This window comes from Stutzerimonas chloritidismutans (assembly GCF_020783375.1).
GTDB classification, from domain to species: Bacteria; Pseudomonadota; Gammaproteobacteria; order Pseudomonadales; family Pseudomonadaceae; genus Stutzerimonas; species Stutzerimonas kunmingensis.
The window spans coordinates 1,953,390-1,967,599 of the sequence record NZ_CP086067.1; the positions used below are offsets into that span (position 1 = coordinate 1,953,390).

9 protein-coding genes are annotated in these 14,210 nt (G+C 53.3%); 5 read left to right on the forward strand and 4 right to left on the reverse strand.

From position 1 onward, the window contains the following. The first annotated feature begins 2 nt into the window (after window positions 1-2). From LLJ08_RS09220 to LLJ08_RS09230, 3 genes are read left to right on the forward strand one after another with little or no spacing between them, the layout of a single operon-like run. Window positions 3-3,272, forward strand: coding sequence for an ATP-binding protein (locus tag LLJ08_RS09220; protein ID WP_228208766.1), 3,270 nt, complete (start codon window positions 3-5; stop codon window positions 3,270-3,272). Beyond that, complete coding sequence (locus tag LLJ08_RS09225; protein ID WP_228208767.1) at window positions 3,269-3,856, forward strand: HNH/ENDO VII family nuclease; 588 nt, start codon at window positions 3,269-3,271, stop codon at window positions 3,854-3,856. The genes LLJ08_RS09220 and LLJ08_RS09225 overlap by 4 nt, the downstream gene beginning before the upstream one ends. Before the next feature lie 11 nt (window positions 3,857-3,867). After that, window positions 3,868-4,275: an SMI1/KNR4 family protein gene (locus tag LLJ08_RS09230; RefSeq protein WP_077683147.1), complete on the forward strand. Its 408-nt coding sequence runs from the start codon at window positions 3,868-3,870 to the stop codon at window positions 4,273-4,275. Between the two features lie 411 nt (window positions 4,276-4,686). Here the strand turns inward: LLJ08_RS09230 and LLJ08_RS09235 are convergent, their stop codons facing one another. From LLJ08_RS09235 to LLJ08_RS09245, 3 genes are all read right to left on the reverse strand, one after another. Next, complete coding sequence (locus LLJ08_RS09235) at window positions 4,687-5,274, reverse strand: YiiX/YebB-like N1pC/P60 family cysteine hydrolase (protein ID WP_228208768.1); 588 nt, start codon at window positions 5,272-5,274, stop codon at window positions 4,687-4,689. A gap of 174 nt (window positions 5,275-5,448) precedes the next feature. Further along, window positions 5,449-6,813: a class III lanthionine synthetase LanKC N-terminal domain-containing protein gene (locus tag LLJ08_RS09240; protein ID WP_228208769.1), complete on the reverse strand. Its 1,365-nt coding sequence runs from the start codon at window positions 6,811-6,813 to the stop codon at window positions 5,449-5,451. A 14-nt stretch (window positions 6,814-6,827) separates the two neighbouring features. After that, a complete protein-coding gene (locus LLJ08_RS09245; RefSeq protein ID WP_228208770.1) occupies window positions 6,828-7,109 on the reverse strand; it encodes a hypothetical protein in 282 nt (93 codons plus the stop codon). Between the two features lie 465 nt (window positions 7,110-7,574). On the opposite strand from LLJ08_RS09245, the gene LLJ08_RS09250 reads away from it, so the two are divergent. Then, entirely contained in the window at window positions 7,575-8,528 is a 954-nt protein-coding gene (locus tag LLJ08_RS09250) for a hypothetical protein (protein ID WP_228208771.1), read from the forward strand. Window positions 8,529-8,736: 208 nt separating this feature from the next. Here LLJ08_RS09250 and LLJ08_RS09255 read toward each other — a convergent pair whose 3' ends face one another. Then, window positions 8,737-9,357, reverse strand: coding sequence for a tyrosine-type recombinase/integrase (locus LLJ08_RS09255; RefSeq protein WP_228208772.1), 621 nt, complete (start codon window positions 9,355-9,357; stop codon window positions 8,737-8,739). 265 nt (window positions 9,358-9,622) lie between these two features. Here LLJ08_RS09255 and LLJ08_RS09260 point away from each other — a divergent pair, with 265 nt between their 5' ends. Further along, window positions 9,623-14,206 carry an NACHT domain-containing protein gene (locus tag LLJ08_RS09260; RefSeq protein WP_228208773.1) on the forward strand — a complete coding sequence of 1,528 codons (4,584 nt, stop codon included), beginning with the start codon at window positions 9,623-9,625 and terminating at the stop codon, window positions 14,204-14,206. The last annotated feature ends 4 nt before the right edge of the window (window positions 14,207-14,210 follow it).

Sequence of the window (14,210 nt, forward strand, 5' to 3'; positions counted from 1 at the left end):
GCATGACAACTACCATTCTGACTCGCACCGCTGTTCAGGATATTCGTGAGAACGCCGCCCTGACCCTGGAGGCCGGGCGTGCCCTGATCAACCGCAGCTATTTGTCGGAACTGGATCAATATCCGGTCCACCCGTTTGCCGAACAAGGGCTGCGGTTCAATGCTGCCAGTGACGTGCGGATTTTTCGCGTGGAGCGTATCGTCCAGGACAATAAGCAATCGGTCCTGGAAAGCACTACGGCCGCGTACACTGCACTGGGTGCTGCAGGCTACTCGGTGTTTTTGATATTGCGCTCCAACGGCATCGAAACTGACCTGTACATCGGTACTCGCGGCGAGCCTGGCAAAACCCTCGGGCACAGCTCCGGGGTGTTGATGCAGGAAACCTTCAAGGGGCACTTTTCGGGCAGTTCACTGATACCGCTGCAACAACAGGATGCCGATACCTTGCTGGGGGCGGTCCAGGCCGAAAAGGCCAACCCGTCGGCGAGCATTACCGCGGTGACGGGGGTGCCTGCTCTGTCGACGGAGAACCGCGAGCACTTCATGCAAGGGCTCGAGCGTTTTATCGACGCTGCGGAGCGTCGGGTGTATCACGCGATCATCCTCGCCGAGCCGGTTTCATCGCAGAACCTCGACCTGATACGCGCGGGATACGAACAGGTCGCGACTCAACTGTCGCCATTGCTCAAGCAACAGTTGTCTTTTGGTGAGCAGGACAGCGATTCGGTCGGGCTGAGCATCAGCCAGGGGTTGAGTGACTCCCTCGGTCATAGTCTTGGTTTGACAGAAACCAAGGGTACCTCGAGCACCCTGGGCACCTCGACCACTGAAACCTTAGGCACCAGCGAATCGTTCAGCGCGCAGACCGGGACCTCGAAAACGGTTGCCCTCGGTGGCACCCTGTTGGGTATGGCGGGCGGCGCGGCACTTGGGCCGATCGGTGCGATGCTCGGCAGCCAGATTGGCTCGGCCGCCGCTGCATTGTTCAACGAACAACGCACCACAGGCACCAGCCATTCGACCTCCACCGGTCGCAACGAAAGCCACGGTACCTCCTACAGTGAGGCGGCATCGAAGACCACATCAACCACACACACCACCAGCAGCACTGACACCCAGTCGTTGAACAAAACTACGGGCTCTAATCGACAGATCTCGATTGAGACCGTGGACAAGAGCATCGAACAATTGCTGAGCAAAATCGATCACCACCTCGAGCGGATTGACGAGGCCAAGACGTACGGCGGCTGGAACTCGGCGGCGTACTTCATCGGTGATAGCACCGCTTCGTCCGAATCGTTGGCGAGCATCTTTCTCGGACTAGTGCGCGGCAGTAAGTCCAGCCATGAAGACTTCGCCCTGACCACTTGGAAATCCGCCAACAAGTCTGCCGTGCTGGACTGGCTCAGCGCCTTCTGCCATCCGCAATTGAAAACGGGGTTCTCGAAGAAGATCCCGATCAGCTACCTCACGCCTGCCACGCTGGTGTCTGGCAAGGAGATGGCGATCCAACTGAGTCTGCCCCGTCGCTCCACCTCTACGGTGGCCGTGCTGGAAACCCAGGCTTTTGGCCGCAAAGTGCAACGCTTGGATGGTCACAGCAGTGAGCTGGGAAAGGGCAAGACCCTGACTTTGGGCAATATCCGCCACTTGTGGGAAAACTTGCCACAAAAAATCGAATTGAGCCTCGATCAGTTGGCCAGCCATGTATTTGTCAGTGGTTCGACCGGCGCCGGTAAAAGCAACACGCTGTATGAAATGCTCAGTCAGATCAGCGCCGCCGGCGTGCCATTTCTGGTCATCGAGCCGGCCAAGGGCGAGTACAAGCATGTCTTCGGTCATCGCAATGATGTGAATGTATTTGGTACGCATCCGGCCCATAGTGAGTTGTTGCGCATCAACCCGTTCCGCTTCCCGCTGGCCATTCATGTGCTGGAGCACGTTGATCGGCTTGTGGAAATCTTCAACGTCTGCTGGCCGATGTATGCCGCCATGCCCGCCGTACTCAAGGAGGCGATTCTGCAGGCGTATCAGCAGTGTGGTTGGGATTTGGACCTGTCGACCAACCGCTACAGCGATGCGCTGTTTCCCACGTTCAGTGATCTGCTCAGTACCTTGCAAAGCGTAATCGAGGCGTCAGCATACTCTCAGGAACTCAAGGGTAACTACATAGGGTCGCTGTCCACACGGATCAAATCCCTGACCAATGGTTTGAATGGGCGGATTTTCACCGCCGACGAAATCGAGAGCGCAGAGCTGTTCGATCAGAGTGCAGTCGTTGACCTCAGCCGCATCGGTTCATCCGAAACCAAGGCCCTGATAATGGGGATCCTTGTGATGCGCCTGAGTGAGCACCGCATGGCTGGTGGTGGAATGAATCAGCCGCTGCGTCATGTCACGGTGCTTGAGGAAGCCCATAACATCCTCAAGCGCAGCCCGTCCGAAGGCGGCGCCGAAGGTTCGAGTTTGATTGGCAAGTCTGTGGAGATGCTGACCAACGCCATCGCAGAAATGCGGACCTATGGCGAAGGTTTCATCATTGCTGATCAGTCGCCTCATGCGGTGGATATCGCCGCGATCCGTAACACCAACACCAAGATCATCATGCGTCTGCCGGATGAAATGGACCGTCGTTTAATCGGCAAATCGGTGGCGTTGCGTGACGACCAGCTCGAGGAAATCGCCAAATTACCCAAAGGCGTTGCCATCGTTTATCAAAACGACTGGTTGGAGCCGGTGCTATGTCAGGTGAAGAAGTTCGCAGATCCTGAGACGCCGTATATCTACACGGCCGGCGGCGCGCGCGCAGTGCGTAGCCAGGATTTCAACCTGCAGGTTCTCAGCCTGCTCCTGAGCAACCGGGTACGCACGCCGATCGCCACAGACCTAGCGTTGCTGGAAAGCGGGTTATGTGAGTTGCCGTTGCTGGCACGCAGCAAAATCGCGCTGTTCGAAGTGCTCAACGCCTGCAAGAAAGAGCAGCCGTCGGCGTTGTGTATGCCTGAGGCATTCGCCCACACGGCCCAGTTGGTGGTCGATGTGCTCGGCTGTCGGCAGCGGGTTCAGCAGATCATTCAATCGGCGACTGACTACAGCCATCTCAACAACCTGCTTGACGTGCTATTGCACGAGCGAGCGACAGGTTTGAGCGCTGAGCTGGCCCTGGCTACCCAGCAGTGCCTGATGAAAGACTACAGCCTGCAGCATGAAAGCCATATCGATATTTATTCAGCATGGCGTGCGCGCCTCGAAACAGGAAGTGTCCTGTGAACTTTGAAAGCTTCTTTACTGAAACAAACGAGGCTCCGTCCAACCTGGCGCTACTGGCCCGAGAAATGCCAGACCGTTGCCTGATTGTTGCCGAACTTGATCGACCTATCGTGCTCACCCAGGAAACCCGCGTGGAACTACCGGAGATGTCGCCGGAGACACGTGAGCGTCTTGAACGACTGGGGGTTCCGAAAGAGGTGCTGGATGCGATTGGCAGCGAAGCCGAAGCGAAGATCTATGAAAATGCCAACCTGGAGCCCGCTGAGGTAAACGGCAAGGATGCACTGATTCGCACCGACATCGACTACGATCAAAAAGATGCCATGGGCACCACCAACCTGGACCGGATGAAGTCGGGAAGGGCTCCTCTGGATGCCAATGGAAAGCCGATCGAATTGCATCACATCGGTCAGAAACAGGAATCACCATTGGCCGAGTTGACCAGCGTTGAGCACCGAGGCAATGGCAACGACAACGTACTGCACAACAAACAAAAGGAGTCTGAAATCAATCGCGAAGACTTCGATAAAGAGCGGAAAGATTACTGGAAGGCGCGAGCCGAACAGATCGAGAATCAGCGCTGAGGGCGAAACTCATGAAGAAACTTGAACAACTCGTTGATCTCCACCAGGCCAATACCCGGCCTGTAGATGCCGGCAGCATCCAGAGTCTTGAGCAAAAACTGGGATTTGCACTGTCCGACGAATACAAGGACTACCTGTCCACCTTTGGCGTCATCGTCTTCGACGCATACGAAACATACGGCCTCGGCGTTCCTGAAGACTATTACCTGAATGTCCTGGCCGCATTCTCGGACCTGAGCCGCGACCCGAACTACCCGAAAAATACTGTGCCACTGCTGGAGATTGGTGATGGGCAGTTCTATCTATACGACAACCAAGCACGGAAAGTTCTGGTTTGGGCTACACCGAATGGTGGCATTGTGCGTGCCGTGGAAGACGGGCTGGAGGCCTTTTTGATCAAGCATGTCTTCGCTGGCTAGTTAACAACAGTTTGAGAAAGGAGGGTTGGGCGTCTTTCTTACTGTGAATCGCTCTTGGTTTCGTAGACACCTCCAAGCCTTCGATGGAGGTCGGTTAAACGACTTCTGAAAGTCCGCTTTTGGCCGATTCCTGCCCTTCATGACCGGCAGCTGCCGGCCAGAAGCTGCCTGTCGCAACCGACTGGAGTCGACCTAGGCAGGAATTAAAGCTGTATAGCCCCTGCTTGATCAGTCGGTGTACAACTCAGTTGCAGCTTGCCAAGTGACATTGGGGTTCAGTCCGGTGGCTCTCTGGCATAGGGGGCAACATACACGGCGTGATGGTGCAGTTCAGTGCAGGCTTCCCCGGCCGTTCCGTAGGCTGAGAAGGACGGAAACCGTACTTTAGCTGCATGTTGAAATCAGATGATGCTAAAGAATTCGTCCTACGAGGGATAGCTTTTGATCTAGCCAAACATCTTCTGGGCTAATGAATCCCTTAGAATTGTATGCAAGCTCTTTTCCAGCATGTGAAAAACATTCGTAGACCAGCTCAGAACAAATGTACTCGCGATCGCTTTCCTTCTTCCCGATACCCAGCGCAACTCGTGCCAATATTTTTGCGACTTCATCTCTATCATATGGCTGAGTAAGCTCATCAATGCCGAATGTAGAAAGGCTGGAGACTGTGCTTGCGTCTACATCGCTACAGCGCGCGAGGACGATACGTCCTTTGTATGGTTTTCCATTTTCATAATCTCTAAGGTATTTTGATAGAGGGGCAAAGCGAGCGCCTATGTCCTCAACGCTTTCCAAGAGCAAGATGCGGTTAATTGAATCAAGGCAGAAAGCGATGCCAACCTGACTCCAGGGGCTGCCAGTGACCTTTTGAATTGCTTTGGAAACAAGATAGTCCCCAGATGCAAACAGTAGATCTCCCGATTTCAGCTTCGTTCTTAAATTTGCATAAGAGAGAACAGGAAGTGCGTTGATATCTGCGCTGTCGATATGGCCTGCCATTTGATGCTCCTTCTGTTTGTGGGTACTCAAAGTGGCCTAGCTTCCAAGGTGCAGGAAGGAATGCAGCTAGTGGCGGGGAGCATCTGGCTTGTTCGCTCTTGGTCGAGCATAGCGCCACGACAGCGTCTCTTGCGGCTGTAAGCAATCACAGCGCCCAATATACATGAGCCAGACTCAAGATTTAGCTATATGAGACAAAACCTCAAGCCTACGATCACCGCACAAACACTGAAGCAGTCTTTCTATGTTAGCGCCTGTCGGGGATTCTAGAAAAATATAGAACAGTTCCTTCAGGGTGCCACTGATTGCGGAGCTATTAATGCCTTCAGATATGGTGATATTGTCAATTTCTTTAAAGTTAGATGCAATTAATTGCCCGCAACTTAAAAGTCCTGCATATATATCTTGCAGGCGCCTTGGCGTAACGCTGAAGTCAGGAATGTATCCTGGGCTTCCCCATTTTGTATTGTAAGATTTTTCGACCTTGCAGGCGCCCTCCATGTCTATTAAGTAGATTCTTCCTTCACTAATAATTATATTTGCCGGCTTGCAGTCCCGCCACATCCAGCCCGCATTGTTAAGCGAGGCTATTTCACGCATAAGGCTGCGACAAATATTTAACTTTTCCTCAGTTTCTGTATTATAGAATTTATCCAGGGTGTTGGTGCCGAGGTATTCGGTTGCCACATAGAAGTGCGTGCTTACATCTACAGTTCTATATACCTTGGGAACATGAAAGCCAAGCTTATGCAAAGATCTCAGATTTCTGGCCTCCCTCCGAGCTAGTTTGTATCCCTCCAGTCCCTCTACATTTAACTCTCCATCAAGCCTGCCCTCCTTAAGAGTAACTATTCTCCCAGGGATTACCGACAAATCTAACGCTTTGTACACGCCACCTTTTGCTCGCTGAGAAATAGCTTCGAAAACTAAAAGATCGCATGGCAATAGCCTAGTGGCCGAATGGCGACTTTGTTTATTGCCTCGGATGGCACGCACGAAATTTGAATTTTTCGCCCAAGCTGGAATTGCCTTTCCTTTACCTCTCTCATCCGGAAGAGCATCTCCGCTGGGCCCAATTACCTTAGTAAATGCATCGCCACTTATAACTCCGTATCGAAAAAAAATATTCCGCCCCCAAACTACCGGCTCATCATAGGTTACCGTAGGACAGCGGAATCGATTTGTTTTTCGCCCTAGCTCTTCAGCAGCTTTAAGAAGTTTTGTTTCACTATCGCTGTAGAATGTAAAAATTTTCCCAGCCTGAGAGAGCGCTGAACCAATTCCGGAATTAAGTATCGCCAAGCCCACTATTTTTCTAGGAAATTTCACTGCCACCCCATATTTATTGGCTGCACTAACCGCCGCCTTTAGCATCTGCAGTGAATTTCTTGGCGTAGCAGATAAATGCAGTTTCCATCCTTGGTTCGGCAGATCTATTGGCTTGGGTGAATAGAGGCGCCAAAAGTCTTCACTGCTACATTCACCACACAATCTATTGCACAGCGAAGACCATTGAAGCTCGGCGAAATCCTTGTCCATTGGCGCCTCCAATTTCAAAACGCAGTTGTAAACGTGGTGAACGTGGTTATAGTTGTAATTGTCCACTCGGGTTGAACTCTTTCGTCGCCGGTTTGCGCTAGCCTAATCAGCGCTAAATCATTAGGATCAGAAAAGAATTTCTGCATCAGCGTGTCCCACTCTTTAGATCCAACCCCAGCTTGTTGTGCTGCTCGTGCCGCCTCCTTCAACTCAGCGGCGAAGCCTGGGTCGCTCGTTGCCGCAGTTAGAATAGAATCAATGCTTCCGGATTTAATACTTGATAGTTTCAAGCTCATAATGTGCTCTCCTTATTTGCTCATCGTCACACCTGCTACACCATTGAGCAGGCACAGCTGAAATCTAGGCAACGTGCATATATCCGTCCACCGGACTCACAATGATTTTTCTAGATTAATTAGAAATAATTTCTCTAGGAGTTATTTCCTTTCGCAATAATTGCCGCGGTGTTTAATCTAGAATTAAAGGATGCCCGCCACATACCCAGTTGAGTCGCCACCTCAGTTACGGAAGGGCCTCGCTCAGTACTTGCCTGGTCGCGTCAATATTGCCCCTCTCGGGCTAACGCTGGCTGCTTATGGTGCCTTCTAGTGGTCCTCAATTGTGAGGCTCGGAGGTCTCTAGGGAAGTGGGGCTATTTCAGGAATCGAGACGCAGACACCAACTGACAATCTGGGAGGGGTGGCGTACGGCCGCCACAGCATCTACGCTTAGAGTTTCAATACAATGCAGGGAGAGCAGATATGTATAGGGTTTTAGCTTTAATAATAATGATGATACCGTTGGTGGGATGTCAAACCCTTACGATAGCTATGACAAAAAAAATAGAGCCACAAGCGGCGGAAACTGATGTCGGAATTCTTCAAATAATCAAGGACCCGAAGAATGAGCACCCGCTGTGGGGTGCTGGCGCTTCCAATCTACAAAGCTATTGCACTACTGGTGGTGCTCACGCACTTGCGGCGGCAATATGGGTGCCAATTGCTGTCAATTTGTCAATCAAGGCCGGTGGCTCTGCCGCGAGTAAGTACGTCAAGGAGATAAAAGAGAAATCCTCAAAATCTACAAAATTCAGGGCATTTGTTGATAGCAGTACATTGGAGGGAGCCGGGTGCATAATAGCTTATCGTGGGCCTGACGTAGCAATGAAGGGTCAAGTTGGACCGGACAAGAGTCAGCCGGCAGCGGTCGTGGTGATGAAGATCGAGCATTATGGCCGGGCCATGCGACTAGTCCCAGTATACGCTTTCGCTCAGAACAGTATTTCTATGACGAAATGCAGTAAGAAATGCGGCAGTAAAGGCCAGGCAAGTGGGCATATAAACATCGCTGTTGCGGTTACGGCAACAGCCGCTGTGCCGAATGCGCTGCAAGACATAAAGCTGCAAGAGCTCGGTACAGCCACCGTGACCGTAAAAAAGGTACCGCTCCGTGGGGAGCGTATAAAAATAGATAAAGAGAAAGATACCAGTGGTAAAGAAGTAAATATGGTGAAGCCGGTTGGCAGCCCATCTGACATCATTGCTCGCCCTGAAAATGGCATCGGGGTGCAGTTGACCGTAGTGATGTCTGAGATCGGAGACGTCGCCGGTGACCCCGATGTAGCAGAAGCTGAAATCCAAGCTGCAGTCGAGTCTCTTAGCGTGGGTGCAGAAGCTGAGTTAAAAGCCCATTACGAAAGAGAAGCAGAAGACTGATACCAATGGCCCAGTGCAGGCTGGGCCATTTTTGAGACTCTCAGTCCGCTGTTACATGCACGCTACGCAAGCACTCCTGAGCATCGTGGCTACGTGAGCAGTTGCGTTTACTACTCAACCACATATCGCGAGCCAGTAGAGGGAGTCTAGAGATCGTCCGCTATTGGCCGGATAGCGACGGCCCCGCGGCCGTCGCCAAGTCATGCAGCTAAACCTCTGTCTGCTCGGCCATCTCCAGAGCGTCGTCAACCTCGATGCCAAGGTACCTGACAGTGCTTTCCAGCTTCGTATGGCCCAGTAAGAGCTGTACGGCCCTGAGGTTCTTTGTCCTGCGGTAGATCAGCGACGCCTTAGTTCGCCGCAGGGTATGGGTTCCGTACAAGGCTGGATCCAAACCAATCGCTGTCACCCAGGCTTTCACGATCCGTGCGTACTGTCGGGTGGAAATATGCTCGGAGTTGGCAAGCCTACTCGGGAACAGGAAGTTCTCGTTTCGAAGCTTGGCATGGCGTATCCAAGCTTCCACCGCTGAGCGTGTCTGCTCTGTGATTTCAAACTGCACCGGACGATGAGTTTTTAGCTGCATCACGATAGCTCTCGGTGAGACGTGCTCCCCGTGGGCTATGTCTCGCACGCGCAGCCTGGTGAGGTCGCAGGCGCGCAGCTTGCTATCGATTGCCAAGTCAAAAAGAGCCAAGTCCCTGGTTTTCTCCGCAAGCTGGAGTCTGACGCGGATAGCCCAGATATCCCTGATTCGGAGCGGGGCTTTCTGACCGACGAGCTTTCCCTTGTTCCAAGGCTCGTGGCTAATGGCGGCTGTCGCTTTCATGGCTCGTCCTCCTCGGTGAGGAAGTACAAGCATGGTGCCGGCTGGAAAGGGCGCTATCGACCCATAGCTGCCGGTAGATATCTACAGAAGCCGGCCAGAAAGCCACCACTCGACTAGGTGATATTCGAGGCATGATGCCGGCCGTGACCACTCTCCAAATCGACGATCAATAAAGCCGTTTGCTGCTGTTTTTACTTAGGCCAAGCCCGCATCATTGAGTACGATCAAAACAGCTCAAATCACGAACCATGCGTGAGAGATAGGGATGCCTTTGAACTACTTGCTCGCGATACTCAAGGCCCCTGCTGCGTGGGGCTCGAAGATAGCCTTGAAATATGTGGCCGAAAAGCTGGCTCGGATGAAGGCAAGTAGAAAAGCCATGCGAGGCGAAGACTTAGCCAGCCAAGCCAGCCTTCATCACCTCATAGGGGAAGAGCTGAAAGCATTTGCAGACAGTGGCAAGTCATTTTTAGGGCTTCAGCCTTACGCGTTCCGAAACTGGTTGCAGCAAGGCGAAAACGTCGAGCTATTTGTCGAAGCGCTGATAGCGAGGGCAGGTGGTAATTCGGAGTTTTCAGAACGGGCTGAGCGAGAGCTCGCTGCAAGTTACGAGATTTTCGCTCGGAATACAGGGTCGCTAGCCGACAACTCCGTAGCACAAGTCGTTTCGTATGTCTTGGGGCAACTCCAAGCCACAGAAAAGGGCAAGCAGGCATTACAGTCTGCGATTGCGTTGCGGTCAGCTGCACAGCTGCAACTGCTGCTTCATCCTGAGCAGCCTCAATTCCCAAGTCATGCCGATTTGCATCGTGTACGAACCATGGCCACAAAATTGCTGGAGGCAGGCAAGCGCAGTTGGAAAATGCCTAAGTTCATTGCCCCACTCACTTTAGAGGCTCATGAGAAAAAGGATGAGCAGGACCCGAGTCCACGGCCAATTAGTACCTCTGAGCTTGCGTCAGTCATCGAGACCGGAGTCAGCCTGGTTCTGTTCGGTGAGGGGGGTATAGGCAAGACTACGTTCCTGCTAGAACTGTGTTCGTCTTGTTTCAACACGGGTGGCCGTATACCTCTATTCGTAGACGCAACGCTATGGGCGCGAAGTAATATGAGCCTTCTTGAGTACCTCGCTGGCCGCCCTTCAGCAACATCAAATAAGGTGACTGTTGATGAGCTAACCAAGCTAGCCGAGGCTGGTCGCTTAGTCGTCATGCTCAACGGCTGGAACGAGCTACCTGTTTCATTGAAGTTGGTGTGCCTGGAAGATCTGAACCAGTTGTCAGCTGCTGCCGAGGCGCTCGGCGTTGTGGTCGTGTCTCGAAGCTCAAGTGATGCGCCTAGGCTACCAAACGCGAGGCGGGTCGAGGTTCAAGGCATCACATGGGATGGGCAGTCGGCGGTGATCCGCGCTGAGCTTGGCGAGGACGGATCGGCACCACTACTGGATCTTCTTAGCAAGAACACGTACCTGCGCCATGCGGCTAGGAGCCCGCTCATACTTCAAGGCCTCATTGCACAAGCCAAGAAAGGTACCACGTCGCATTCAAGTGTGTTTGATCTCCTCGGCGCCACCGTACAGGCTTTCGAGGAAGATGACCTGCGCACTCTAGCACTATCTAACGCACCTCTAGATGGCCATCAACGAGAGTATCTTGAAGAGCTTGCTTGCCGGCTCACGCAGCGACTTACTACCAGCTGCTCTAGAAATGATGCGCTTCAGGCTATTCACTATGCTGCTGAACAATTGGCCGCGCGCGGGTTAATTGGGTCACTCCCACAACCAACTGCGATCTTGGATCTGCTGGCCAGTCATCATTTATTGCACTTTGACGATGGTGTGGTTCGTTTCGCCCACCAGCGCTTCCAAGAGTACTTCGCGGCTACACGGCTGCTAAGGATATGCACTGATGATGGTGCCTCATCTGCAATTCTGCACAAAGCGATCAATCAGCCGGCCTGGGACGAGTCTCTCGCACTTGTCGCAGGCAAGCTAAAAGGTGGAGGTGACTCGGCTGCCGCTCGAGTTCGGATAGTTAAGGCTGCCGCAGCGATGGACTTGGGGCGGGCTTGTGACTTAGCAGGAATCTGCGACTTTAGCGATGCAGACGACTCTGAGCTTCATAGTCAGCTAGTGATTCGCGTCAATGAACTGGCCTCTTCACCCTTGGACGAAGTTCGTGATCTTGGAATCGCCTATCAGATTGCGTCCGGTTTCCCGGCTTTTGCTGAAAAGCTGTGGCCACTCCTTGAGAGCGAAGACCAACAGACTCGCTTGTATACGTATCGATTGAATGGTTCCGCCATATCTCTAGTACAGCTCGGAGCCGGGGCTAACCTGCGAGTTGCCTCATGGCCGTCAGACCGCCGAGTCGAGTTTGTGCATGAGATTGCGGAAAACGTAGAGAACTACGAGTTCCTTGTGGAGCTGGCTCAAAGTGAGCTCGACCCGGCTGTCCGAGCAGCAGCGATTTCCGCTTTGTTCTGTCATTTTCCTGCTTCGGATGCGCCCTTTCAGGCATGGCTGGATGCTCCAATTCAGGTCCAGACCGAACAGAACGTTCTGAGCTACGTCCAGTACGCTTTAGAAGAGGGGTACGCCAGCGACGCGGTACGAGAGCGTCTACAGGCCATCTCAGGCAACGATATAGCCGACAGCGCACGGCTGAAGCTCGCACTGGCCTTCCCCCGCGAGGTTGGGCCCAGTGCACTAAATGTGATCTTCGAGCACTTACGTAGTCGTAAACGCTACGGAGACGATCATCCTTTGGTTGACATAGCACGGTTCAATGCCCCCGAACGCTTGCTGGATCTTGCGTTGGAGCTCGCCTTGCAACCGCGAGTCGTGACTGAATGGGTGGGTGAATTTCTGCACCAAGCCCCAATCGACGTAAAGACCAATATCTTCGAGCGAGCATGGCTCGTTCTGCAGGGGCAAAACTTCAAGAGCCTGAGTAGCGAGGTGCTGGGACCTCTTGCCAGTCGTGACCAAACCGAACGCAGCGTCGCCTCGTTGTTGCAGTACTCTGAAATTGATCGTAAGACTCTGAGCGACTTAGACCACGAAAGGAACAGGCAGCTGAGGCAACTGCTTGCGCACGCACCTGGGAGCGACCTGCTGAATGTCGTAATGAAGCGGGCACAGGCATCCTCCTACAATGAGGCTGCTCAGTTGGTTGAGCTAGTGTGGCGACGTATTGGGCGCGACGAGGGAAGCCCCAGTGCAGCCAATCAATGGCTGCCAACAGTTGATGAAGTCCGGCAGCTGGTAGCTCAGTTCTCTCAGAAAGAAGAGATCGCGGAGGTTCCACAGGACAGGGTTTGGATACTCCTCTCTTGCATCGCAAGTCATGTTGCACCAGCGGAGTTCGGGCCTCTTTTGTTGGAGGCCTGTCGCCGCCATCTAGATGCTTGGAGTACTTTTAGGGAAAAAGTCGCTGAGTGGGCTGAAATGCCTTCACAACCGCGGCCCTATAACCCCGGCATGGGGAACTATCTGACATTGAGCATAGTGAAGTGGGGGCATGATGCCCTGCCAAGCTTGCTAGAACTTATGGCCCACCCTAGTGCGATGGAATTCATTCCAGAGGTGATTGCTCGCATCGCTAGCTCGCCTTGGGCCAGCAAGAAGGAGCGAACGTTCAGCAGTGTTAGTGCCGATATTCAGGAAGGGGAGCAGCGCAGGAGGATGGGGCGCGTGCATCGGCAGCCTGACGATGCCTTTCAGCAATGGACAGATGAGGCGGCCAGAATCCTTGGGCAGAAGCTGAGCGAACTTGTGACGCTCTACCAACAGAAGAGTTCCACTGACGAGAAGTGGAACATACGTGAAGCGGAGTCTCGTGTTGGGCACCTCGCCGGCGTTGTGGCGAGAATTCCCAGTGCCAGAGTTATCCAGCCAGTGCATCGCGCCCTGACAGGTGCCCTGATGAATCTCCACGGTACGGTTGGGGCGCTGCGAGGCCTCGTGCGCCAAGGCTTATACATCTCGGATACGGCCGTTGTGGAGCAACTCGAAGCCCTGTACGAGCAAACAGCTGATGGTAAATGGCTCGACGATCAATCGAGCTATGCAATGTCGGAACTAACAGAGCTGCTGCTTATCGCGGTGCCACCCTCGTTATTGAACAAACCGGTGGGACAGTACCTTCAGCTATGGCGCCGATTTTCGCACCACACGGAAATCATACGTCGTTTGGGTGTCACGCACTCAGAGGTCGCATGGCCCGTGCTCTTGGAACTGGGCCGTGAACTGGATGAGAGTGAGGAACTCACACGCGCTCTGGTTTCCTCCCTGGCGCCAAGATGTCTCACCGAGTTTCTTGCGCTCATAGCCGACGGGAGATTGTTCTCGTGGTGTAGGAGTGCTTGGACTCTGGAACACCTTGCCCCAAGCATCGCAACTGTTCTAGGCGAGGAAAGCAGTCAGGTTGAGTCCTTCTTAGACGCATGCCGGAAGCCCCAATCGACTCTTGCTGATGCACTAGCCGGCGCAGTTCTCACACACACCAAGGGAGGCGAAGCTGCTCGTCAGCTCTACCTACTGGAGGCCCTTGATGCTGGGCGGGCCGTTCACCCGGACATGCCGGCCTACAGGATGTTGGGGGGCACATTCACCGTCAAAGAGCCGATAAGCAACGTACAGTACGAAGTCATACAGACAGCAAGCAACGAGCTAAGGGCGGAACTTTACGTTCGTGCAAAAGGTACCGGGCATATCGCTGATTGCTGCAGACGGCTACTTGCCTCCCTGGAATGCAAACGGCGTGAAACCGTCCGCCCAGACGATGAACCGCGTCATCCCGACCTAGAAGATGGCTTGGCTTGGACGGATGCTCTACTCGGCCGCTAGTAAC

Coding starts and splice junctions, on each gene's coding strand:
- LLJ08_RS09220 (WP_228208766.1), top strand. CDS start 3: ATGACAACTACCATTCTGACTCGCACCGCTGTTCAGGATATTCGTGAG.
- LLJ08_RS09245 (WP_228208770.1), bottom strand. CDS start 7,109: ATGAGCTTGAAACTATCAAGTATTAAATCCGGAAGCATTGATTCTATT.
- LLJ08_RS09255 (WP_228208772.1), bottom strand. CDS start 9,357: ATGAAAGCGACAGCCGCCATTAGCCACGAGCCTTGGAACAAGGGAAAG.
- LLJ08_RS09230 (WP_077683147.1), top strand. CDS start 3,868: ATGAAGAAACTTGAACAACTCGTTGATCTCCACCAGGCCAATACCCGG.
- LLJ08_RS09235 (WP_228208768.1), bottom strand. CDS start 5,274: ATGGCAGGCCATATCGACAGCGCAGATATCAACGCACTTCCTGTTCTC.
- LLJ08_RS09240 (WP_228208769.1), bottom strand. CDS start 6,813: ATGGACAAGGATTTCGCCGAGCTTCAATGGTCTTCGCTGTGCAATAGA.
- LLJ08_RS09250 (WP_228208771.1), top strand. CDS start 7,575: ATGTATAGGGTTTTAGCTTTAATAATAATGATGATACCGTTGGTGGGA.
- LLJ08_RS09260 (WP_228208773.1), top strand. CDS start 9,623: ATGCCTTTGAACTACTTGCTCGCGATACTCAAGGCCCCTGCTGCGTGG.